General features: G+C 43.6%; 33 protein-coding genes. 2 read left to right on the forward strand and 31 right to left on the reverse strand.

Features of this window, described 5'->3' with window-relative positions; translation table 11 throughout:
• Positions 1-50 precede the first annotated feature (50 nt).
• Entirely contained in the window at positions 51-251 is a 201-nt protein-coding gene (locus tag D6855_RS09685; protein ID WP_120740471.1) for a hypothetical protein, read from the forward strand.
• Between the two features lie 183 nt (positions 252-434).
• On the opposite strand, the gene D6855_RS09690 is transcribed toward D6855_RS09685, so the two are convergent.
• From D6855_RS09690 to D6855_RS09795, 20 genes are all read right to left on the reverse strand, one after another.
• Positions 435-998, reverse strand: a complete 564-nt coding sequence (locus tag D6855_RS09690; RefSeq protein ID WP_120741035.1) for a GNAT family N-acetyltransferase — start codon at positions 996-998, stop codon at positions 435-437.
• Positions 999-1,011: 13 nt separating this feature from the next.
• A complete protein-coding gene (locus D6855_RS09695; RefSeq protein ID WP_120740473.1) occupies positions 1,012-1,488 on the reverse strand; it encodes a TrmO family methyltransferase domain-containing protein in 477 nt (158 codons plus the stop codon).
• 233 nt (positions 1,489-1,721) lie between these two features.
• Positions 1,722-2,024 carry a hypothetical protein gene (locus D6855_RS09700; RefSeq protein ID WP_120740475.1) on the reverse strand — a complete coding sequence of 101 codons (303 nt, stop codon included), beginning with the start codon at positions 2,022-2,024 and terminating at the stop codon, positions 1,722-1,724.
• Positions 2,025-2,503: 479 nt separating this feature from the next.
• Positions 2,504-2,968: an Hsp20/alpha crystallin family protein gene (locus D6855_RS09710; RefSeq protein ID WP_120740479.1), complete on the reverse strand. Its 465-nt coding sequence runs from the start codon at positions 2,966-2,968 to the stop codon at positions 2,504-2,506.
• 395 nt (positions 2,969-3,363) lie between these two features.
• Positions 3,364-4,098 carry a GH25 family lysozyme gene (locus tag D6855_RS09715; protein ID WP_120740481.1) on the reverse strand — a complete coding sequence of 245 codons (735 nt, stop codon included), beginning with the start codon at positions 4,096-4,098 and terminating at the stop codon, positions 3,364-3,366.
• A 110-nt stretch (positions 4,099-4,208) separates the two neighbouring features.
• Entirely contained in the window at positions 4,209-4,820 is a 612-nt protein-coding gene (locus tag D6855_RS09720; protein ID WP_120740483.1) for a hypothetical protein, read from the reverse strand.
• Positions 4,821-4,930: 110 nt separating this feature from the next.
• Positions 4,931-5,644 (reverse strand): hypothetical protein, encoded by a 714-nt coding sequence (locus D6855_RS09725; RefSeq protein ID WP_120740485.1) that lies wholly within the window; start codon positions 5,642-5,644, stop codon positions 4,931-4,933.
• A gap of 120 nt (positions 5,645-5,764) precedes the next feature.
• Positions 5,765-6,208 (reverse strand): MarR family winged helix-turn-helix transcriptional regulator, encoded by a 444-nt coding sequence (locus D6855_RS09730; RefSeq protein ID WP_120740487.1) that lies wholly within the window; start codon positions 6,206-6,208, stop codon positions 5,765-5,767.
• A gap of 99 nt (positions 6,209-6,307) precedes the next feature.
• Positions 6,308-6,886 (reverse strand): xanthine phosphoribosyltransferase, encoded by a 579-nt coding sequence (locus D6855_RS09735; RefSeq protein ID WP_120740489.1) that lies wholly within the window; start codon positions 6,884-6,886, stop codon positions 6,308-6,310.
• A gap of 24 nt (positions 6,887-6,910) precedes the next feature.
• Positions 6,911-7,549: an SGNH/GDSL hydrolase family protein gene (locus tag D6855_RS09740; protein WP_120740491.1), complete on the reverse strand. Its 639-nt coding sequence runs from the start codon at positions 7,547-7,549 to the stop codon at positions 6,911-6,913.
• Positions 7,550-7,560: 11 nt separating this feature from the next.
• Positions 7,561-8,469 (reverse strand): fructosamine kinase family protein, encoded by a 909-nt coding sequence (locus D6855_RS09745; protein ID WP_120740493.1) that lies wholly within the window; start codon positions 8,467-8,469, stop codon positions 7,561-7,563.
• A 30-nt stretch (positions 8,470-8,499) separates the two neighbouring features.
• On the reverse strand, positions 8,500-8,811 hold the full coding sequence (locus D6855_RS09750; RefSeq protein WP_120740495.1) for a hypothetical protein: 312 nt from the start codon (positions 8,809-8,811) through the stop codon (positions 8,500-8,502).
• The gene (locus D6855_RS09755; RefSeq protein WP_120740497.1) at positions 8,808-9,041 is read right to left on the reverse strand and encodes a purine biosynthesis protein PurH; all 234 of its coding nucleotides are present in this window, start codon (positions 9,039-9,041) and stop codon (positions 8,808-8,810) included. Before D6855_RS09755 ends, D6855_RS09750 begins: the two co-directional genes overlap by 4 nt.
• Before the next feature lie 3 nt (positions 9,042-9,044).
• On the reverse strand, positions 9,045-9,386 hold the full coding sequence (locus D6855_RS09760) for an arsenate reductase family protein (RefSeq protein ID WP_120740499.1): 342 nt from the start codon (positions 9,384-9,386) through the stop codon (positions 9,045-9,047).
• 102 nt (positions 9,387-9,488) lie between these two features.
• Positions 9,489-9,926 carry a flavodoxin gene (locus D6855_RS09765; RefSeq protein ID WP_120740501.1) on the reverse strand — a complete coding sequence of 146 codons (438 nt, stop codon included), beginning with the start codon at positions 9,924-9,926 and terminating at the stop codon, positions 9,489-9,491.
• Positions 9,927-9,935: 9 nt separating this feature from the next.
• Positions 9,936-10,463, reverse strand: coding sequence for a nitroreductase (locus tag D6855_RS09770; protein WP_120740503.1), 528 nt, complete (start codon positions 10,461-10,463; stop codon positions 9,936-9,938).
• 79 nt (positions 10,464-10,542) lie between these two features.
• The gene (locus D6855_RS09775) at positions 10,543-10,953 is read right to left on the reverse strand and encodes a peptide deformylase (RefSeq protein WP_120740505.1); all 411 of its coding nucleotides are present in this window, start codon (positions 10,951-10,953) and stop codon (positions 10,543-10,545) included.
• 17 nt (positions 10,954-10,970) lie between these two features.
• Positions 10,971-11,582 carry a DUF4298 domain-containing protein gene (locus D6855_RS17090; RefSeq protein WP_330546920.1) on the reverse strand — a complete coding sequence of 204 codons (612 nt, stop codon included), beginning with the start codon at positions 11,580-11,582 and terminating at the stop codon, positions 10,971-10,973.
• 22 nt (positions 11,583-11,604) lie between these two features.
• Positions 11,605-11,802: a hypothetical protein gene (locus D6855_RS09790; protein WP_120740507.1), complete on the reverse strand. Its 198-nt coding sequence runs from the start codon at positions 11,800-11,802 to the stop codon at positions 11,605-11,607.
• A gap of 21 nt (positions 11,803-11,823) precedes the next feature.
• Complete coding sequence (locus D6855_RS09795; protein WP_243111857.1) at positions 11,824-12,282, reverse strand: rhodanese-like domain-containing protein; 459 nt, start codon at positions 12,280-12,282, stop codon at positions 11,824-11,826.
• A gap of 143 nt (positions 12,283-12,425) precedes the next feature.
• Here D6855_RS09795 and D6855_RS09800 point away from each other — a divergent pair, with 143 nt between their 5' ends.
• Positions 12,426-13,115, forward strand: a complete 690-nt coding sequence (locus D6855_RS09800) for a hypothetical protein (RefSeq protein WP_120740509.1) — start codon at positions 12,426-12,428, stop codon at positions 13,113-13,115.
• Between the two features lie 86 nt (positions 13,116-13,201).
• On the opposite strand, the gene D6855_RS09805 is transcribed toward D6855_RS09800, so the two are convergent.
• The 11 genes from D6855_RS09805 to D6855_RS09855 form a co-directional block, all read right to left on the reverse strand.
• Positions 13,202-13,894 carry an AlkZ-related protein gene (locus D6855_RS09805; RefSeq protein ID WP_120740511.1) on the reverse strand — a complete coding sequence of 231 codons (693 nt, stop codon included), beginning with the start codon at positions 13,892-13,894 and terminating at the stop codon, positions 13,202-13,204.
• A gap of 13 nt (positions 13,895-13,907) precedes the next feature.
• Positions 13,908-14,375: a GNAT family N-acetyltransferase gene (locus D6855_RS09810; RefSeq protein ID WP_120740513.1), complete on the reverse strand. Its 468-nt coding sequence runs from the start codon at positions 14,373-14,375 to the stop codon at positions 13,908-13,910.
• An 18-nt stretch (positions 14,376-14,393) separates the two neighbouring features.
• Positions 14,394-15,893 carry a GGDEF domain-containing protein gene (locus D6855_RS09815; RefSeq protein ID WP_120740515.1) on the reverse strand — a complete coding sequence of 500 codons (1,500 nt, stop codon included), beginning with the start codon at positions 15,891-15,893 and terminating at the stop codon, positions 14,394-14,396.
• A gap of 15 nt (positions 15,894-15,908) precedes the next feature.
• The gene (locus tag D6855_RS09820) at positions 15,909-16,469 is read right to left on the reverse strand and encodes an NAD(P)H-dependent oxidoreductase (RefSeq protein WP_120740517.1); all 561 of its coding nucleotides are present in this window, start codon (positions 16,467-16,469) and stop codon (positions 15,909-15,911) included.
• Positions 16,470-16,505: 36 nt separating this feature from the next.
• Entirely contained in the window at positions 16,506-17,357 is an 852-nt protein-coding gene (locus D6855_RS09825; protein WP_120740519.1) for an SseB family protein, read from the reverse strand.
• Positions 17,326-17,784: a GtrA family protein gene (locus D6855_RS09830; protein WP_120740521.1), complete on the reverse strand. Its 459-nt coding sequence runs from the start codon at positions 17,782-17,784 to the stop codon at positions 17,326-17,328. The genes D6855_RS09825 and D6855_RS09830 overlap by 32 nt, the downstream gene beginning before the upstream one ends.
• Positions 17,785-17,806: 22 nt before the next feature.
• Complete coding sequence (locus D6855_RS09835) at positions 17,807-18,475, reverse strand: zinc dependent phospholipase C family protein (protein ID WP_120740523.1); 669 nt, start codon at positions 18,473-18,475, stop codon at positions 17,807-17,809.
• A 108-nt stretch (positions 18,476-18,583) separates the two neighbouring features.
• Positions 18,584-18,787, reverse strand: a complete 204-nt coding sequence (locus D6855_RS09840) for a hypothetical protein (protein WP_120740525.1) — start codon at positions 18,785-18,787, stop codon at positions 18,584-18,586.
• Positions 18,780-19,526, reverse strand: coding sequence for a hypothetical protein (locus D6855_RS09845; RefSeq protein WP_120740527.1), 747 nt, complete (start codon positions 19,524-19,526; stop codon positions 18,780-18,782). Before D6855_RS09845 ends, D6855_RS09840 begins: the two co-directional genes overlap by 8 nt.
• A 120-nt stretch (positions 19,527-19,646) precedes the next feature.
• Complete coding sequence (locus D6855_RS09850; RefSeq protein WP_120740529.1) at positions 19,647-20,420, reverse strand: class I SAM-dependent methyltransferase; 774 nt, start codon at positions 20,418-20,420, stop codon at positions 19,647-19,649.
• Positions 20,420-20,695 carry an AAA family ATPase gene (locus tag D6855_RS09855; RefSeq protein WP_243111858.1) on the reverse strand — a complete coding sequence of 92 codons (276 nt, stop codon included), beginning with the start codon at positions 20,693-20,695 and terminating at the stop codon, positions 20,420-20,422. Before D6855_RS09855 ends, D6855_RS09850 begins: the two co-directional genes overlap by 1 nt.
• Positions 20,696-20,725: the final 30 nt, after the last annotated feature.

The following is a 20,725-nucleotide window of genomic DNA, read 5'->3' on the forward strand; positions in this document are numbered from 1 at the left end:
GTGGTGGAGCTTATTTCTGGCAATGCTGTTTGAATAGGAGGCAGTCGGTTATGGACAATACAACCGCTAAAGTGAGCTGCTTTGTGAGGGCATATCACTATGAGAACAATGAAACACACATTTTTTCTGATAGTATGGCGGCAAGACTTCTGGGAGATGATTTCTATCAGATTGCAGAAAGCATGATACAAGGAATCGGTTTTTTCCTCCGTTTTGATTTTGAGACCATAACAAAAAGGACACTTCCTTAAGATTTCTCTTTAGAAAGTGTCCCTATTTTGCAAAATATTTGATTGACTGCCCTATAGCGAAAATGCATTATCATGCACTATTCTGTACCTGGCATTTGAAAAAGTGTGGTACTTTTGTGGTACCTAAGTCTCTTTACCCTCTCGGAAACCCGTCAACCACGGGCTTCTTTCATTCCGAGGACTTCAGTGTCGGGATTCACAGTGATTATAATCTGAACTAAGAATGCCGTAGATATAATAGTCACACCAGGTATTTACCATTCTGCCTTGTCTGATCATGCCTTCTTTTACATAACCGCATTTTTCCAGAATCCTGCATGAAGCAGAATTCCTTACATCAACTTCAGTCCACAATCGTTTTAGTTCTGTATTTTCAAAGCAAAATCTTGTAATGGCAGATAGGCTCTCCGTCCCATATCCTTGCCCATGAACAAATTTGGATAATCTTACAGCTACCTGAGCCATTCTGTCATGTTCAATCAGATAAATCCAAATATCACCTATTACCTTGTTGTTCCCTTTTTCTGCAATTCCCAGATGAAAGCTCTTTGTTGGTTTTGATTCCTTCTCAAACATGAGTTCCGGATTTTTTTCGGACTTACTGGGGCCTTTACCCCAATATGTATAAATTGATTTATCCGGCATCCATTCATTCAGAGCAGGAACATCACTTGAGGTCATAGGTCGCAAAATCAATCGCTCAGTTTCAATAATCGGCTTATTGTATATATAATCTGCTAGTGTCATACTGTCCCCTTTATCAAAAATTGAATTCTGATTCCCAATCAAAGTCGCCGCTCTCTTCATAAGACTTTGGCCAATGGCTACACCAATTAGGAACCTTCGCATTTTTAACTCTATCAACGCTTGGAACATATGGCTTTAGATCCAATACATTTGTTCCATCAAAAGCATCAATGTAATATAAACCTACAATGCCATTTTTTTCATCTACATAAGATATATTTACATTAGATACCGCTATTGGATTAGGCCTTTCAGGAGAATGTAATGCAAATACGCCCAATTTATCAGGCCCTTTCTTATACGGCTTATCTTCAATCAGAATACTTCTATCTGACTCGTTATCACAGCCATCTGCCCACCAAAGCACCTGTACATGACTATATTCGCTCAGACCTTTCAATCCCTCTGAATATTTTGCATCCAGCTTTATACATACCATTTCATCATTGTTACTTATCTTTCCGATGGAAAAGATTTTAATATCGTTCATCTTCTGAACCTCCATTTTCTTTTTCACCGGGCGCCCGATACGTATTATTCTACAAAGTGTTTTTTATACTTCAACCCCTATTTCCATCGATTGTGAATAGTAACAGTTCGCCCCGCCCTCCGCCTTGTTTTATTTGCTGCTCTTATGATAGCGTTAAGAGCAATAAAAAAGGTCGTATGGCGTGCGACCCTAGAAATAGTGTGTTACATCTTATTATCCATAGCTTTCTTCAGTTAATCCCAATCATATTTGAAATCGAAGCCATCTTCTGGCTCCCCAATCTCATATCCAAGAGACTCTGTCAGTTTTCTCTTTAAACCAAAGTACCAGCTTTCCCATATATTATCTGGCATTTCACCAGCAATTTGAATTCCACTTGGTTCTACAGACGCCCAGAGATCAATGTTATTACCTTTCCAGCATGGGCCATTTTCAGTGCCAGCCCAGTATGGCATTGATTCATATACTTTCCCGACCTTATCCCATACCTGATCCGGTGCTGTGTAGTGGATATTGAGATTTACATCAACATTCATTCTCCTTGTCTCCTTTGGCCTTATAATTCAAAAAGGTATTGTTCACCTCGCCTACTTCTTCAATATTCGCATCTAGTATTCTTCAAATACCTTAGTAATCAATGCATATGTAATAAGTACAGACTGAGGAACATTATTAAATCCTAGGTACTCCAATTCAAATGTTCACTCTTCCATGTCCAAGACAAATTGTATTGTAGCCGTCACTTGAGTATCATGATACATGCAATCTCCTTCAAATTGCACGACATCTTTTCCAGTGTCGCTCACAAAATAGGACCAACTCCTATTTGAAAAGAAACTGCTAAAGGCCTCGTCGTACGTAATGTCAGGATACAGCTCAGGCGTTCCATAAACGATCTCCATTTCCACTTATCATTCTACGCTTATCTGTCCTTCATAGAAACTCGGATCCAAAGAATTAAAAAGGCCCTCCGCTACTATATGAGCAGCGGAGGGCGAAGGAGTGATACTATGTATTAGCCTTCAATGGCTATCAGATTCTTTTCAGGGATCTTATTCTCCATGGCCTTTTTAGGAATCGTCAGATTAAGAACACCGTGTCTGTAGCTGGCATCGACATCTTCTTTTTCGACATTTTCGCCAACATAGAAGCTTCTTGTCATAGATCCTGCATAGCGCTCCTGCCTAAGAAGTTTACCCTTTTTGTTATTGTCATCCTTATCAAGATTCTTAGAAGCATTGATGGTGATGTAGCCGTTATCAAGTTCTACTGTGATGTCCTCTTTCCTGAATCCGGGAAGGTCTACTGAAATCTCGTAGTTATCATCTTTTTCCCGGATATCGGTCTTCATCATCCTTGATGCTTTCCTGCCATAAAGCTTGCGCTCCATGTCATGTTCCATGTTGTCGAATTCCTTCATGTAAGGGAATCCAAACAGATCATCAATGAAATTCTCTTCAAAAATACTAGGTGCTAACATAATGCTTACCTCCTTTGCACAAAAACAATTTGTTAACTGTTATTGAGCATTGGGACGGAGGGTTTGGATCATTGGAACCTCTAAGTCCTAACGGTCTTCTCTGTTCCTTTGTTCTACTTATGGTATAACACCATAATTAGCACTCGTCAACAGAGAGTGCTAATTTGGATAAAAAGATATTGTACTATTCAATACAAAATTAATATAAAAAATGGTCCGGAAATTATAACTAAAAATTTAAGTACAAAACATAAAAACACGTAAGATGTAGATGTATTATGAGTTTATTAGGTTATGTATGTTACTAGAAAATATGCTGGCAGATTAACAGATTAAAAAATAAAACCTCTATCTTATAAGGGATAGAGGTTATTTGCGATTAATTTAGAGCGGCATCAATCATTTAGTCGAATGTTTTTATATTCTGAATCCTTCATAACATCGCGGTCAATGTATATTTCATCACCACAGTATCCATCTATAACGGCTCGGTCTGTGTACTGCCAAATTGCCCATTCTTGGAAAGGACTAAAATAGACGTTTCTAATCCAAATCGGAAAATCCAGTTTTTCGCCATAAAAATATTTAAGATAATAGCTCTGAGTAGTGTACACAACAGGTTTCTGGCCGTATTCTTTTTCGAAGAGCGAGACCATTTGAAAAAGGCTGTTTAATACTTCTTCTTTTTCTGGTGGATTATGTCTCTCGTCACCATACCATTCAATATCTATGGCGGGAATCAAATCCATATGATACTCGCCTGTAGCGGCTTTAAAGTTTTCAAGTTGCGCTTCAGGCGTACTTTCCAAACTCAGGAAATGGTAAAAACCATATTCAAGCCCGGTATTCTGTATACCTTGGTAGTTTTGATTAAGACAAGAATCCACAGAACTACTTCCTTCTGTTGCTTTAATATAAGCAAAAGATATTCCCTGTTTTTCTAACACATTCCAGTCTATATCTCCTTGGAAATGCGAAACATCTACTCCCTGTATAGCGTACTTAAATCCTATGCTAGTTGCTATTTTCTGCGTAAATAATAGTGTAGCTATGATAATTGTCAATAGAGCAATAAACACTATTACAGTTATTCGCCTCTTTATTTTCTTCTCTAATTTAGAATATTTCATATCTTTATTCTCTACAAATTTCAATTATCTTACATGCATTGGGTAATAAATTGGATACAAAAAAGCCGCTTAAATTAACGGGTTTGAGACACTAGGCGGAGGCAACCAATTCACATCTCATAAATCAATAATTCTGCCATTCTACGTCTTGTAAGCCCCTCCTTTTCCCACGATTCAACGAGCTTCTTGTCAGAAGCGGAAAGGTTCTTAGGATCAAGTACCTCTTCTATTTCCTTTTCAGATAATACATATTGGTCTTTGTTGGATGCCTTAATATCTTTATACCCATTTATTTCGTTTAGCTGAGAATACGGATATATTATTGCGCCGTCTATAACTGCTTCCTCATCTTCCACACCCACAACGATGTTAACAGAGAAAAACTCATTATTGTTCGAATCATTAATAGTAACTACGCCCGGTTTCTTATAGCCATCTTTCTTGGAATAAAGGCCTGATCCAATAAGTAGTTTCTCAATATCTTCAACAGTATAATCTTCAATCCCAATAGTAGATATATAGAATGTGATCATGGTAACATGATTTCCTGACCAGCATTCCAGGAAGTATGGGCGACGTCCTAATGAGCCACAATCCCAACCAATGTTTATATCCCCAAGTTGCTCCGTAACTTTTGGCCAGTACTTCCTCTCATGATCTATCATTGGCAGATAAAACTTTATATTGTTTCTATAATGCTCTAAGAATTCGATGGGTTTCACACTACCATCCCCCTTTCAATAACAGCATACCGGTGACATTGAATATGTTCTAGCAAGAGGGGGTTTATATTATGAGATTATTTTCAAGTCACACTTGAGTAATAATAGGGTTAAGCCGCTTTTTCTCTGTGTTTATAACTCTTCCTAGCAAGGAATAATATGATTACCAACTGGATAATAAGCGTAATCGCAGAAATATAAACCATCTCAACCGGAAAACTCATCCCACTTGAAAGAGTGGACGCACTACAGCCGATTGCCCAGTAAATAGGCCAAAGCGTAAATATGTTTTCGCTGATTGCATAAAACACCCCGCAGATAGCCACTGTAAGGCAAAGTTTGCCTATCTCAAGCATGCCAAGTGTACCAATATGATAAATACCGACGCTTAATGCTGTAAGAAGAACCGCAGCAACTTTGCCAAACGCCCTCTTGTATCTTGTAAACAGCCAGCCAAAGATAAACATCACTTCCCAGATTGAAAAGGCATTAAAGAGTATAGTGTTGATCACATCTGGACCATTTAGATATTCTCTAATCCCTATAAAACGCCAGGCTCCAAGTACTACAGAAAACAGCAATGCAAGCCCCAACTTCTTAGTTGTAACGCCAAGGCCCTGCAGACCTTCTTTTGTAACTCTTGTAACCCATATCACTGGAAGAAGAGTACACAGTCCAATGATGATCATAAGCAACGAAACAAGCAGAGTATAAATCATATTGTCTTTAAACAGGTTATTATCTCCATAATACCCAATCCACATCAGAAGCAGCGACGCCACAGCTGCTACTATTTCCTTATTATTTTTACCATTAGTATTCATAGTTCAGACTCCTTTCATTTAGTCCATGTATTGATTTGTTTGCTTTCCATACTGTTTGGTCTCCATACTCTTTTCCCAAAAAGAAGGCCATGCCCAAGGCATAGCTCTTTTCCCTGATAATCAATCTAAAGATTCTTCAAGTTTCTCAATGATCTTCACAAAATCCTCAACCGATTGTTTCGGCAACTTAGACATATATTGATAAAGTGGCTGTACTTTCTGTTTATGATATTCATCATGAAGCCTGTTTGCTTCCTGTCCTGCCTTAGTAAGAAAAATACTGATCTGAGCATCTGAATGCGGAGAGACCTTCTTTTCTATAAGTCCTTTATCAACCAGCTTATACAACATCTGAGATGCAGTACCCTTCGTGATTCCTCTTCTTTTTGCTATTTCAGTAACGCTGATCCCAGGGTATTCTCCAATCAGCATGATAGTTTGAATCTCAGGCTGTGATAGTGAAATACCATTTCCGTAGTCAACTACCAGCTTTTCCATATGTATATATTTGTGGATGACACGCTCTAATAATGTTGATATTTCCTTAAATTCATCTACCTTCATAGTATGTTCCTCAAACAGTTTGGTGACCAAACAGTATGATAAACTTCCTCACATATAATGTCAATACCTACTTTTAATTTATAAAACCCCAATACTACATTACTGTTCACGAAATGTAATAGTCCCATCGTCAGACATGCTATCTATTATCGCAAGTGACATAACATCGTAGCCCATCTTTCGAAGATCATCTCCACCAGGCTGAAATCCCTTTTCTATGCAGATTCCTATGCCCGCAACGCCTGCCCCCGCCTGATCACAGATCTCAAGAAGCCCTTTCATGGCATTTCCGATTGCCAGGAAGTCGTCTATTAGAAGGACTGTATCTGAACCATCCAGGTGATCTCTGGATACGATCACATCATATTCTTCTTTATGGGTAAAAGAGCTAACTCTGGACGCATACACGTCCTCTCCGAGATTAAGGCTCCTGGATTTTTTTGCAAACACTAACGGAACGTCAAAAAGCCTTGCCACGGAACAGCCAACAGCAATTCCAGACGCTTCGATGGTCAGCACTTTTGTTATTCCGCTATACCGAAATCTCTGATAGAACTCCTCCGCCATCTGGTCCATAAGAGTTACATCTACCTTATGATTCAAGAATCCATCAACTTTAAGGATATTCCCTGGATATACCCTGCCTTCACTTGTAATTCTATCTTCTAAAAGCTTCATTGGTCCTCCTCTCTTGAACTCTCTTTATTCAAGTCCTTTGACAACCTTCGCAAGCTCCTCAGCCAGCGTAATATGCCCTTCCGGCGTCAAATGTAGTGAATCAACGTCCGATGGGTAGATATACTTTGCTGCGTCAAAGAAGATACAGCCCTTCTCATCAGCTACCTTCCTGTAAGCCTGCGGAAATCTCTTGGATTCCTCGATAGAGCCCTCGTCAAATGCGCCATAAAACGCTGATGTCTTGATGTCCTTGCCAATCTCAGGCGGTGAAACCAGGATTATCTTTGGCACAAACTCCTGCTTTTCAGCGGTAAAAGACTTAATGACATCCACCAATTTACCGGCGCTTTCTGCTATCTTCTCCGCGTTCAGATGAAATGTGAGTTTAAGGTCATTACTACCAAGCATCAGGATCACGATGTCTATTGGCCTGTGGGAATAGATGCAGGGCATCAGGTAGTCCATTCCATTCTTCCAGCCATCAACTGGGTCGTCGTAAAGCGTAGTCCTGCCGCTGCAACCCTCCTCAATAACGTTGTACTCATCCCCAAGGAGCATCTGAAGACGCCCAGGGTAGCGGATCTCCCTAGGATAGCGCATGCCATAACCAGGCATGTAACCGTATGTATTGGAATCGCCGTAGCAAAGGATGTTTTTGACCATCGTGCTTCTCCTTATTGATATCTCTCTATAGTCCTGATTACAGCTCCCAGGTACGCACTTCCAAACAGGTTCAGATGGTTCGTAAGATGGTAGAGGTTATACAGATCCCTCCTGTCTTCGTATCCCGGAACCTGTCCCATCTCGTCAAAATATGCCTCGTAAAATCTTCTGTCGAACCCGCCAAACAGCTCAGTCATGGCGATATCAGCCTCGTTGCAGCCAACATAAACTGCAGGATCTATAAGCATTGGCCTTCCATTTTCATCCGATATGAAATTCCCGGACCAGAGGTCCCCATGTAAAAGAGCTGGTCGCTCCGGTTCAAATAAGAACCTGTCCAGGTTATCAAGTAGCCTGTTGGCCTGCCTTATTATGCCCTCGTCAAAATAGCCCGCTGCAAGCTCAAACTGCGGCCTTAATCTGCACTCAGCAAAAAACTCGATCCAGCTATTTTTCGCCGCGTTCTTTTGCTTACCGGCTCCGATATAATTATCACTGTTAAATCCATACTTTCCATCCGCCACAAAAGCCGATGTATCTGCCCTGTGCATGGCAGCCAGGCCAGTACCGAGCTGCTCCCAGAACTCTTTTACCGCACCAGCCCTTTCAATGAACTCCATCAAAAGAAAAGAGTAACCATCATCAGTACCAATGGCGTAAATATCTGGAACCCTGATGGTTCCGGTAGTCTTGATGGCAGCCACGCCTTCCGCCTCAGCCCTGAAGAAATCGGCATTTTCAATGCTATTTGCCTTCAGGAAGAGAGATCCGCCATCTGACAAAACCAGCCTGTAGGCCTCATTAGCGTCTCCGCCGTGGATTGTCTGATGTTTCAAGACGGTCACGCCTTTCCCTCTGGCCAGCTGAACAGCCTCTTTTAGCGAGCCAAGCACAGGCGTTTTCTCAGTGATAATCCCCATTTTATCCCCCACATATATCGAACAAAAAACTCAGCCCCAATCCTCGTCGTCCGTACCAAGTCCGTAGTTTAGCAGATCATTGTACTTGGCGTTGGCTTCTTCGGCGGCTTTCTTGTTGTGCCAGGTATCTATATCGCTGCAGATGGCAAGCATCTCGTCAACGATAAGTTCTGCTGTCTGCGGCTTAACGTTGTAAAGATATGCCAGCATTCTGTCCATGGCCTTAGGGCTTCCAAGCTGTTTAGCTATCTGCTCACCAAGCTCTTTTGGAAATCCAAGCCTCTTAATTGCAGATACCAATTCGTCGCGCTTTCTGGCCCATTCTATCTGATTACCCGTCATAGCTTATACCCGCAATCTGCCTTCTGTGGTCCATCAATGCCAGACTCATAGTGGGCTCTGAATTCCATGTTGATCTCGCGGATCTCTTTTTTACCATCGATATAATCCTGGTACATCTCAGCAAGACCGGACATGCATCCATCACATGCACCGCTGATGTTTCCTATGGACTCCGCTACTATCTGTTCTCTCTGCTCTCTTGTTGTATCTTTAATCAGTATTGATCCCATATTTTACTCCCACTTTTTCCAGACATCAGGCTGATAGCCAAGGGTGGACTGCTTTCCATTTCTTACAACCGGAGTCTTGATGATATGCTGACTCTCAAGGAGCTTTTCCAGCTTATCCTCGTCAGCTATGTACTGAAGAAGCGCCACTGCGTCTTTATCCTTGGCATTTGGGTCAACCATGTTCATGATCCCGCCATTTGCGCTGGCAACAGAAGTAAGCTCTCCCTTACTCATGCCTTTTTCTTTCATATCAATGAACTGAAACTTGATGCCACGTTCCTTGAAAAATCGCTCCGCCTTCTTTGTATCATTACATTTCTTAGTGCCAAAAATCTGAATATTCATCGAAATCTCTTTTCCCTAAAATATATTGTTCTGCTAAATATTATACACAAAAAAGCCGCTCAGTTGTTGAACTGAGCAGCCTTAAATTGCCTTACTGTAATATCAGATCTCTGAAGCTGAATGCACGAGCCTGGCATCAACAGATGCTGCGCCTGGAACGTATTCTCCAAGCTTCTCTGCAGTCTTGCCAATACCGCTTCCGCCGGAAGTAGCAAAAGCATGGATGGTCTTGCCACTCCAGTCATAGCCCTTGCAGAAGGTGTAAACGACTCTTGGAGCCTGTCCGTACCAGATTGGAAATCCGATGTAAACGGTGTCGTACTGGTCGAAATTCTCGATGGTGCCAGTTACTGGAACGTCCTTCTTGCCCATCTGCTCTCTGTTGCATCTGGCAAGTGGATTAGTCCACTTGATATCTGCTGCGGTGTATGGCTCCTCTGGAACTATCTCAAAAAGCTCAGCACCGATCTTCTCAGCGAATTCCTTAGCCACCTTGGCTGTAGTGCCTTCAGCGCTAAAATATGTCACTAAAGTACTCATATATTCTCCTTAATCTGCGTAGTAAACGTAATTAGCCTTTCTTGGTGCAGGATTAGCTGCAGCGTCAGCTGCATATCCAAGTGCGCAGTGGCCAATTCCCTCGAAGTCGCCTTCAATTCCAAGGTTCTTCAAGATCTCTTTTCCAAAGTCAGATTCAAACTCTTCCTTGGCTCTATGGATCCAGATGCTGCCAACGCCAAGGCTCTCAGCGGCATTCATGAGGTTGCCCATTACAAGAGAACCGTCATATACATAGGTTGGTACGTTCTTGTCAGCAAGTACGATGAGAACCACAGGAGCGCCATAGAAAGGATCAAAGCCCTCGTTCCAGCCTCCGATCTTCCTGTTCTCCTCTGCAAGTTTATCTCTAAGGTCCTTGTTAGTAACTGCAACGATGATAGGGCTCTGCTTGCCCATGCCTGTAGCAGCATATGTGCCTGCCTTGATGATGGCATCCAGGTCTTCTTTCTTGACCATATCAGGCTTGAAGTTTCTGCAGCTTCTTCTAGATTCCAATACCTTTAATGTTTCGTTCATTGCTAAGTTTCCCCTTTCTTTTTTGATAGGGTCACTATAACATATTTATGCATTTACCGCAATCGTATTGTGTGCAATTTTAAATTAAAATGCCAGAAAAATGATCGATCTCATGCTGGATGATCTGAGCCGTGAAACCGCTGTATTTTCCGTGCTTTGGCTTAAAGTCCTGGTCCAGGTAATCAACCTCTATTTCGTTATATCTGGTGCAGGGCCTTACGCCGTCCAGGGACAGGCAGCTCTCCTCCGTCTGATATTCTCCGGACTTTTTGGTGATAACCGGATTGATCATAGGGAATATGAAGGGCCCCATAGCTACGACAATGATCCGCTTTTTCACTCCGATCATATTTGCCGCCATGCCAACGCATCTGTCCTGATTTGCTCTTAATGTATCCAGAAGATCTTCCACAACCTGTCTGTCAGCCTCAGTTGCAGGCTCTGACTTTTGTTGTAAAAAGAACTGGTCTCTAACTATACTCTTTACCATATATTTAATATCGCTCGTTATTTTAACAACTTTGAGAATTCAAGCGCCTTTCCTATGTCTCCATCAACCTTAAGCTTCCCGATAGTAAAAGCAGCTACAGGGTCAAGCTTGCCACTGATGAGCTTGATGAAGTCATCAGACTTGATGGAAATAGCGCAGTTCCTGTCGTGATAATCGTAGGGCTCAACATTTATCTTGTGATCCTTGACCTCGACGTAAAAAACGCCAGGATCCTGGTCTGTCAGGTTAACCTGAACCGCAAGAAAATCAACGTTTGAAACATCAGCCTTTTCAGCCAGTTTTCTAACCTTAGTAACTACTGCATCTCGCTTCATAGTCTTCCTCCTATCGGCAATCAGTTCCTTGTTGCGCTCAAGCACATCGTAGATTCCATCTTCAGACAGCACTCCGCGCTTAAGATCTTTAGGTAACAGCCCCTCTTCGTCCAGGGCAAAATCTTTCTTCCAGTTACTGCTGGCGTAGTACTTCGCAAGCTTCTTGATCTCTGGTTGATACTCTAAAAGAGCTTCTGGGCGCTCCCCTGCCTGGTCCATTCTCCTTATGGCTTCATCCAGGATGGACTCCATTTCAGTTATTCGGTTTATGGATTGTTGTAACTTGTTCATCATATTGTTTCTTATGTTCTATATGCTAAATATTTCTTCCCATAGCGTTTGACGGGTCTAAGATCCTGTCAGTAAAGAAACTTTTAGGTATTGATCTTCCTCCAGCTATCTCCTTAAGTTCCTCGTCAGACAGCTCCATTCCAGCCTGTTCTATGACGCGTTTTACCTCTTCCAGACTCTGTGCCTGTTCTACTGCTTCTTTTAATGCTCCGATTAGCTTCATAGTGATTCCTCCTATGTATTCTTAATCAGTAACTACTTCGCCTGTCCAGTCGGTGATTCCACCCATCTCATATACATTAGTATAGCCTATATCTGCCAGCTTTTGCGCCGCTTCTTTGCTGCGTCTTCCAGTCCTGCAGTAGATCAGGATGACCTGATCAAGGTCAGGAAGCTCTGGCACCATGGTGTCTGTAATGTTCTCGTTTGGGATGCATATCGCCCCCGGAATGTGACCAGCATCAAATTCGTCCTGCCTTCTGGTGTCCACCAGCACATGCCCATCATCAAGCTCCATCATCTGTTTGGCTGTCTCCTGGTCTATCTGGGTATAAGTCCCAGAATCAACCTTTCCTGCAAGGAAAATGGATGTGGGGCCATCTGCTCCACCTATTATCGTTATATCTTTTGCATCACTTGATCCGCAGCCAGAAGCCATCACCATTACAAGTAATAATGCGGCTGCGATAGTTCTTTTTCTCATAAATAAATCCTCACAAAATTCAATTCAGTTATACATAATAGTTTACTGCATTTTTATAAATAATTCATTGTCATCCCTCCAGCTCCCTCGTATCAATAGACAAGAAAATACTTTATCTCAATAACGCAAAAGGAGATGATACTATGAGAAAGATGAATATGATCGTAGCAGGCCTTGCCTGCGTAGCATTTTTAGGACTTGTATTATCAGGATGTAAGGCAGAAGCAGCAGCGCCGGCAGAGAACAAACCAGTTCTTGGCGGATGGTCCATTGCATCAGGCAATAATCCATCAATGATGAATGAAGCAGACAGCACCCGCATCAAAGAGGCTCTCAAGGACGAAGGCGGCAAGTTCGACGCCCTCAGCCTCGTGGCAACTCAGGTAGTATCAGGTGCCAACTATATGTATCTCGTTTACGGAACAGACAAGAACAGCACAGTTCCTGGCTACTACTTCGTAACAGTTTACGAGGATACCAAGGGCAACGACTCCATCATTGGCATGACCGCCATTGACGTAACCGCCATCCAGACTGGAACGCCTTTGGGAAAAGGAGCTACTGGCGCATGGACAGTTCATGGTACAGGTAAACCTGGAATGCTCCCCGATCAGGATGCGCAGGCTTCCTTCGATGCTATGAATAAGGGCGATGTAATGTACAATCCCGTTGCTCTTCTTGCAACCCAGGTGGTATCTGGAACCAACTATAAGGCTCTTTGCCAGGGCAACGACCATAACCTCTACGTAGTAACCTGGTACAAGGATCTTCAGGGCAATTCAAGCTTTACATCAGCAGAATGCGTTGATATCGGCGCATATTCAGGACTTTAAACACTAACCCTCCTATACACATACACACACAAAAGGATGCCTCTTAGTACGCTAAGGGGCATCTTTTCTGTTGCAACGCTATTAACTTATTTTCCTGGAAACATCTTTTTTATACGCTTTTCAATAGCCTTTCCCGACTCTTCCGGAGTCTCGCTATATCTGGAAGTCACAAAATCGTATCCCCACAGCGCTTCAGGCTTGGCATAAACAGCAACTGGCCAGCCGTAAGCCTGGCCCTTCTTATTCTTGCGCTGCCTGAAATCCTTGACGCAAAGATAGGTCTTCATCTGAAGGTCTGTAAGAGTCCCTTCAAAGCCCTTCTCTCCGCCTTTTCCAAAGCCAGCCTTCTGTTTTAGCACGTTGGAATACAGCTCATCCTCTGTCTCAAAGCAGTCCATTATCTTTTTCTGGCGCCTGGAAGCTTTCTCGTCGTCCCAGAGGGCATCGAAATCATAGCCGTCTCTTCTAAAGTTGGCAAACACAGGAATCCACTCTTTTGCTATGAATCCAGCCTTCTTATCAAAGAACTTGCCATAAGCTATCTCGCCGCTTCTTGCAATGAGTTCGCGCCACTCCCATGGGTCAACCTTCGGATCTCCGCACCACCAGTACTCAGGCGCAGTGTGCTCCTCAAGGGAAAATCCCGGAACATCGTTCTGAAATAATGGGAGAAATCCCACTTTGTTTATTAACTTTATCGCATCCTGAACTGTGTGAAGGCACGTAGGGTCGTCCCAGTCAACACCAGACATGATCCAGGTTCCGTTTTCAGTAACCATGTTTAGGTTCCCCTTACAGCATTATCTCCATATATCTTCTATAGGTCTCAAACCCTACACTCTCATAGAATTCCAGCGCAGACTCATTGAATTCCCACATATTGAGCTCTAGTCTGCCATAACCTTTCTCTTTGGCGTATTTCTTAATGAAATCAATCAGCTTCGTTGCCACGCCCTTCCTTCTGTGTTTCTCATCAACGCAGAATTCGTCTATATCAAGGAAATCTCTCTCCCACATGAAGGGATTTTCTGGCTTGTTGATGTGATGAAGGATGGCAAAGCCGCAGATATCGTCGTCTTCAACCGCTACAACTATCTCCTGCTCTGGATCATCCCAGATTACCTTTATAAAATCCTGAAGCTCTTTACTAAATCCGGGCTTAAAGACCTCTGGCTTACCGGTAACGTGAACATCATTAACCTGCTTGCGGATCTCATTTACGCGGTCAAGCTCAGTTTCTTTTGCAAAACGAATTTCCATACTCTCCCTAATTCTCCCTTAGTTAACCCTTCTATCTATGCCGCTTTCCTCGTAGTACCTGGCCTTGGCCTTGTACATCTCCTCGTCGGCCTTCTTCTCAAGGCCGTGGATCGTAAGATGCTCATTGTCCGCAAGGGAAGCATAGCCAATGGAGATGGACATCTTGTCTGAGTACTTACCGTGCCATTTTGCCACAAAGCCTTCAATATCGCGGCATACAGCGGCAGGATCGTCTGTGTGGAGTATGGCAACAAACTCGTCGCCGCCTGTTCGGTAAACCTTTCCTCGCTCTCCAATTCCAAGAAGCAGGCAGTCTGCAGCGCCCTTGATAAGCTCATCTCCGCCCGCATGTCCCTTGGTGTCGTTAACTTTTTTAAGGCCGTTAACATCAGCAGAGAGCATCACAAAGTCTTTTCCCATGCCCTGTTCACGGAATACATCCAGATCTTCCTCGTAGCTACGACGGTTAAAGAGTCTTGTCAGCTCGTCGGTCATAGCGATTCGGTAAAGCCTCTCCTCGCGCCTCTTCTCGGCCTCTACGTTTCGGGTCGTGAACACAACTCTTATAGGAACACCATTTTCATCAAGATCAACCGGAATGTACTGAGCGCGGAACCAGCCATCAACTACATCAATAAAGTCATTACTGAGCAGCTTTTTACCGATCAGCCTGTTCCTTACGGTGGTGATGTCGGTGTATTCTATGAAGTTCTCCAGCTGATCAGGCATGATGCTCTTTCGCATTCCCTGAGTCATCTGGGTGTGGGTCTGATTTTCTCTGTCTATTCCATATTTGATCTGGTCCTTGTCTCGGACAGACATCTCGGTGAAATCGGTAAAATCAATCAGGTTAACCCTGTCGTAAATATCAGCGATAGACTGAAGGACGTTCATCTTGTCTTTTATCTCAGAGTCCTTGGCCTTCTGGAGATGGATCGTTGCGGTGGAGGCCCTGCGTAGTCCATGGTAGCGCACAGTCATTCCAATGGCACAAACAACGGCAAGAAGGATATAGTTGATGAGATACGCCCCCTTAGCCTCATCTATCCTGTACAGCATGGTATACAGCGCCGCATAGGTGCAGAAGGTGATCAAGATACTAAACCAAGGCTTAAGCGCAATGAAACACACCAGCATGATCTCAACCGCATAGAAGGTCAGAATCTGCTCACCCTGGATGTACCTGTTTTCCGAATTCCACATGGCCCAAAACGACATAACAAGATAATAAGACGTATTCAGAATCGCCACAGGAAAATGCTCAATAACAGTCGATTTAAGAAGAGTCTTTGCGACAACAAAGACCATAAGACACGTGATTATACAGAACATCACGCTAAAAAAGCTGTACCACTCCGCACGCCCAAAACTCTTTCTGGTCAACATGAAAAGTGCCAGCGAAACAGACTCAAATATAGCCACAACCAGTGAAATAGTCTCAACACTCTTGGTGCTGGTCCTATCCATCAGCTGCTGCACATCTTTATCAATTTCAGGGAAAAAATAACTCTTTATCATTCTCTCACCTATTCCTTACTCAATTGAATCTATCTGCTTAAGTGCCTCTCTCATTATGGCTTCCACGTCTGCCCCGTAAATATCAAGCCCAACCGCCTTGATGAGCCGTACGTCCTTGATGCCATAAAAGCTCTCCGCCAACGTCTTGACGTATCCATATCCGAATTCCTCAGGCACAAAGCCGCCTCCCGCCGTCATGACGTAGTAGAGCCGCTCAGCCTTGCAAAGTCCCTTTGGAAATCCTTCCGGAGTGTACTCGAACGTAATCCCCAGTACATTTATCGCCTCAATATAGCGCTTTAGCGCTGCGGGAAAAGAGAGATCCCAGTAGGGAGCTGCGATAACCACCCGGTCAGCCTTTGCAAACTGCCTGGCCAGTGCAAACATCTCGTGGTCAAAAGAGCCTTTTGCGATAAGCTCATCTCTCGTTTTGAGATATTCTGCACTCGTCACACCAAAGTCGATATCCTCAAGTCTCACCTCGCAGATCTCATCATCAAATTTGGACAAAAGAGCTTTCGTAAGCCTCTTGGTTCTTGAATCTTCCCGAACACATGCATCAACAACAAGGATCATGGTTTTGGGCTACCTCCTGTCGATAAATAACAGTTGTTACGCTTCCATTCCTTCGATCATATCCATCATGTTTCTGTCGATGATGTACTGATTAGAGAAGGCATTTATCACGATTCCAGTGATTTCTCTCTGGTTGTTTCTGGCAAGCTTGATGGTATCCATGAAGTTTCTCTCGATCTTGGTAAAATGATCGCCATACTCTCCCATCTCCGCCTGAGTTGAGAAAACTGGGAAGTAGAATTTCTCATCCTCTTCAAGGATGTCTGGAACAAGATTAATCTTCTCCTGTCCAAATTCATCAGGGAGAGCTACGCATGGAACCCAGACATTGCTGTGGCGCAGGATCTTCATAAGCTTAAGAGCATTGAGCTCAGTATCGTTTCTGTTGCAGATCTCTACCGCTCTTGTAAGGAAAGATCCGTCAGCCAGTAGCTCTTTTGTCAAAGGATCCTCTGGAACTGAGTATTCAACGCCTCCGTCGGCGTCAAGGATCATCTGAATAAGCTCCTTGGAGAGCATGAATGCGTCGTCGCTCCATGGATTTACGATAAAGCCCATGGCATCAGCTTCTGCGCAGGCTTTGAGCGCAGCGTCGATAAAGTGTGATATTACCTGGCTTGGCTGGCCCTTCTCAAACTCCTCGCGGGAAGTAAAGACCACGTTCCAGGTGTTGCCATCGTTGGTGTTAAGGCCCCTGAAGGAGTAGGTCATCTCGTCTTCCTTGATAACTACAGGGATCACAAAATGGCCGTCTGCGTGCATCCTGGTCCTTATGCCCTCAAGAACAGCGATGAGGTTTTCCTTGCTCTGGTCCTTGTGGAACCTGGCGATGGCCTCTTCGATTATCTCGTTGCCTTCAAGAAACGGATCTCTGACTTCCTGACTCATGGTAGTTCTCCTTTCCTACTGTCGCAGTGTCTAAGCTGTCTCTAAATACGAAAAACCTGTCATACAGGTACTCAGTGCTAAGGTTGAGGATCATGTTGATGCCTGTAACCAGGTACTCGTTCCAGTTAAGGTTCTCAACAAGGTAGTTACCTCCGATTGTGGTAACCGGCGTAAATACGGCGTAGAACAATGCCACTTTAAGCATCGCAACCGGAACGTTATTGGCGCTCTGGAAGGTAAATTTGCGGTTTAAGGTAAAGTTCCACAGAACAGATAAAACCAGCGCCGTAAGGTAACATGGCCAGTATGGCAGCGGTGTGAGCTCCGTAAGAAGCGTAAAGCTCACGATCTCAATTACCCCCGCAGATATGGAAAACAGGACAAACTTGACCATCCTGCCAATTTCTTTTTTCTTCTCCCCACTCATGGTGTTAAACTCCCGTCGTTAGTTACTTTTTTAATACTTCTAATATGAGGCTTGCTGTTTCAGTTACAAACCTGTCGGATCTCTCTTTTGTAAGGTACTTGTAGTCCCTGTGAAGATCCCCGTGGTTGTCGCTTCTATAATATCCGCAGATATACTCTCGCCTGTTCTCAAAGGCATCCGGCGCAAACTCGCTCATAAAGACATTTGTGATATCCTCAGCGCTTTCGTAGAGATGAAATGCCCTAAAATCAGGGTGCTGCTCCAGATAAAGGAAATCCAGGTCGTACCAGTCCTCTTTGTTCTTCCAGATAAAGTCTGATAGCGACATGTTCTCTTTTCTTGCGTTCTCCTCAGTAACGCCCTCGGAATGAGTCATCTTGGCCCACTCAACGTCTGTTAGAAGGTGCGTATAATATCCAAGGAAAAAAGAGTATTCTCTCTTGCTATAGCCCGCGATCTTATCCTTGGTGAAATACTCGTTTACGTACTTTTCAATGTCTATAAAGGTCTTATCCTCTGGATCTGTCCTGTAATGGGTCACATTTCCAGGCGGGGTAAAGGTCGACCAGTCCTTATTGGGAACTCCGCTATCAGGGGCGATATTGCCCAGCACAAAAGCGGATTCATCCAGTCCCTCTATATTATCCAGTAATATGTCTGCAATCCTAAGATGCACCATCCATGAAGCCATTTTGCAGTTCCTTTCACAATTTGTTCGTAATCTTTTAAGTTTCGTTTAAGGTTGGTCTTGTAAGATACAACTATCAGGTAACAACCTGAAACCCCACTCACATTATTTTCATAACACAACAGCGGCTGCAGGGTTCACCGCCTGCAGTCCTCCTCCCGAAAATTCTGGGGCTGCGAAAGCGGCCCTTTTATATATTATTTCAGGTACATAATTCATATACCTAATTTTAATATCTGAATAAAAGAAAAGGAAGTCTGCAATTACTGCAAACTTCCAATTTATCGCATATTTTTTGCCGAAATTCTTATGCATCCTTCTCAAGCAGCTCTTCTCTTTCCTCAAAGAGCATGTCTATGCGCTTTTCAAGCGCTTCCTCTTCTTGCTTTTCTTTCTTCTCATCGAGAGCCTCCTGAACCTGCTCCTGAGCTTCGTCTATGCCCTCGATTAGCTTATCCCACTCCTTCTCGCTAAACTCCTGGTTTCCGATCCGGATCTTAACCTCTGTCTCGTTGTGGATCAGCTTGTAGTACAGCTCACTCCGATACGCATTTATCTCTTGGTCAAAAGAGCTTTCTTCTACCGCAAGCTCTTTTCCCCCATCTGCAGTCTCTGCCTCCGAAGCAGCTTCTTCTGCGGTCTCCGCCTTCTCTTCCTCGATCTCAAGGCGCTTTCTGGTGCAGTGGTTGTACTCGTGGATCGCCCGCATTATGGCGTTTAAGTCCTCTGGAGTGAACATTCCAACAGCCTTTGAGAGCTGGCCTATATTGTCCACGTTCACATGAAGGCTCCCGCCGCTTGGCAGCGCAATCTTAAGGACTTTCTCTTTTTCATACATGTTTCCAAGGGTTATGGCGTTCTGCTTGTAGTCGCACTCGAAGACTACGCCGTTATATTGAATGATGCCGTCCTTTGCAAGAAAGCTATATGGACATTTCTTATCGCTCTCCGTGCTAAGCGCCTTATCAAAGCCGCCTTCGGCCTTAGTGGAGCGCATTGTCCCCTCTGCGCCTGTGTAAGAGTAGTTGTCATGTGTAAGTGCTGTAATTTCCATAGTCGCCCCCTAAAAAAACGTGCCTTTCCTTGGATGTTCATTCCATTGAAAAGACACGCAATTCCATTGCTATCTAATATATCGGCATTTTAATTTAATTGTTTACACTTACTGGCTTGATTATTTGCGGATATACCAGCTGTATCCGTAGAATATGAGGGTCTTCTCTCCCTCGCCAAAGATGGGCTCAAGAGACTTTCTCATCCATTCTCTTGCATCAGCTTCTGAGACTTCTCCAGCCTCGATCTTGGAATTAACATTGGACTGGATCAGCATGAAATCAACAAAATCATCAAGAGCGAATCGATATTCCATCTCATATTCTGTCTGTTTCTCCATGGTAAAGCCATCAATGAGGTCCTGCTGTGTCCACTTGTTCTCTTTCCTTGGTGGCTTTGGAAAGCGCTTTAAGTACTTGTTCTGGTACCAGGCAGTGTAATCGCTATTTCCTGCCATCTTGTCAGTGATCCCAAAGTCGTAGATAACGATCACTGCGCCATCAGCGGCCACTTCCTTCATATTCTCCATGAAGCGCTTCTCATCAACCCAGTTGATGCAGCCTGCAGCTGTGACAATGTCGTACTTTTCATCTGGAACCTGCGTCTCTTCTGCCTTTGCTACGTAGAAGCTGTACGCGTCATCCTCAGAGTACACTTCCCTGCAGGTCTCAACCATGGCCTCCGCAATGTCCGTACCCGTTACCTTCTCGCAGATAAGCCTAAGCGCCTTGGTTGACAGCCCAGCTCCGCAGCCCACATCCAGACCATTTCGGAATTTGTATTCTTGCGTAAGCGCCAGGTCCTTTTTCAGGGCATCCATCACGCTCTTATGAAGCCATGGCCTCTTAAGGTATCCTTCCGCTATTCTCTTTGAATCAAATGATTTGTTGTTCATTACGTTAATCCTTCAAACATCCTATAGGAACTATTTTCACTCCGCTTTCTGTTGTGTAAGACATAGGCGCTGTCCCATAATGTCATGGGGTACATTTCAAGCTCTGTAATTCTTCCTGAACCTGTATGCGGAGTATCAATCTTCTTGGAAGAAGAACCAGTCAAATAGAAACTACCCACCTGCTCTGGATTGTCATCACATTCCTTCCTGATAGTTCCCCATATCTTAACAGCATCCTGCCATTCATCAAATAATATTGGTCTCTCACTTTTCAAAAGTAGCATTATTCCTGGATTCTTGCAATT

Origin of the sequence: Butyrivibrio sp. CB08 (assembly GCF_003625485.1) — a bacterium.
Lineage (GTDB): Bacteria > Bacillota > Clostridia > Lachnospirales > Lachnospiraceae > Butyrivibrio.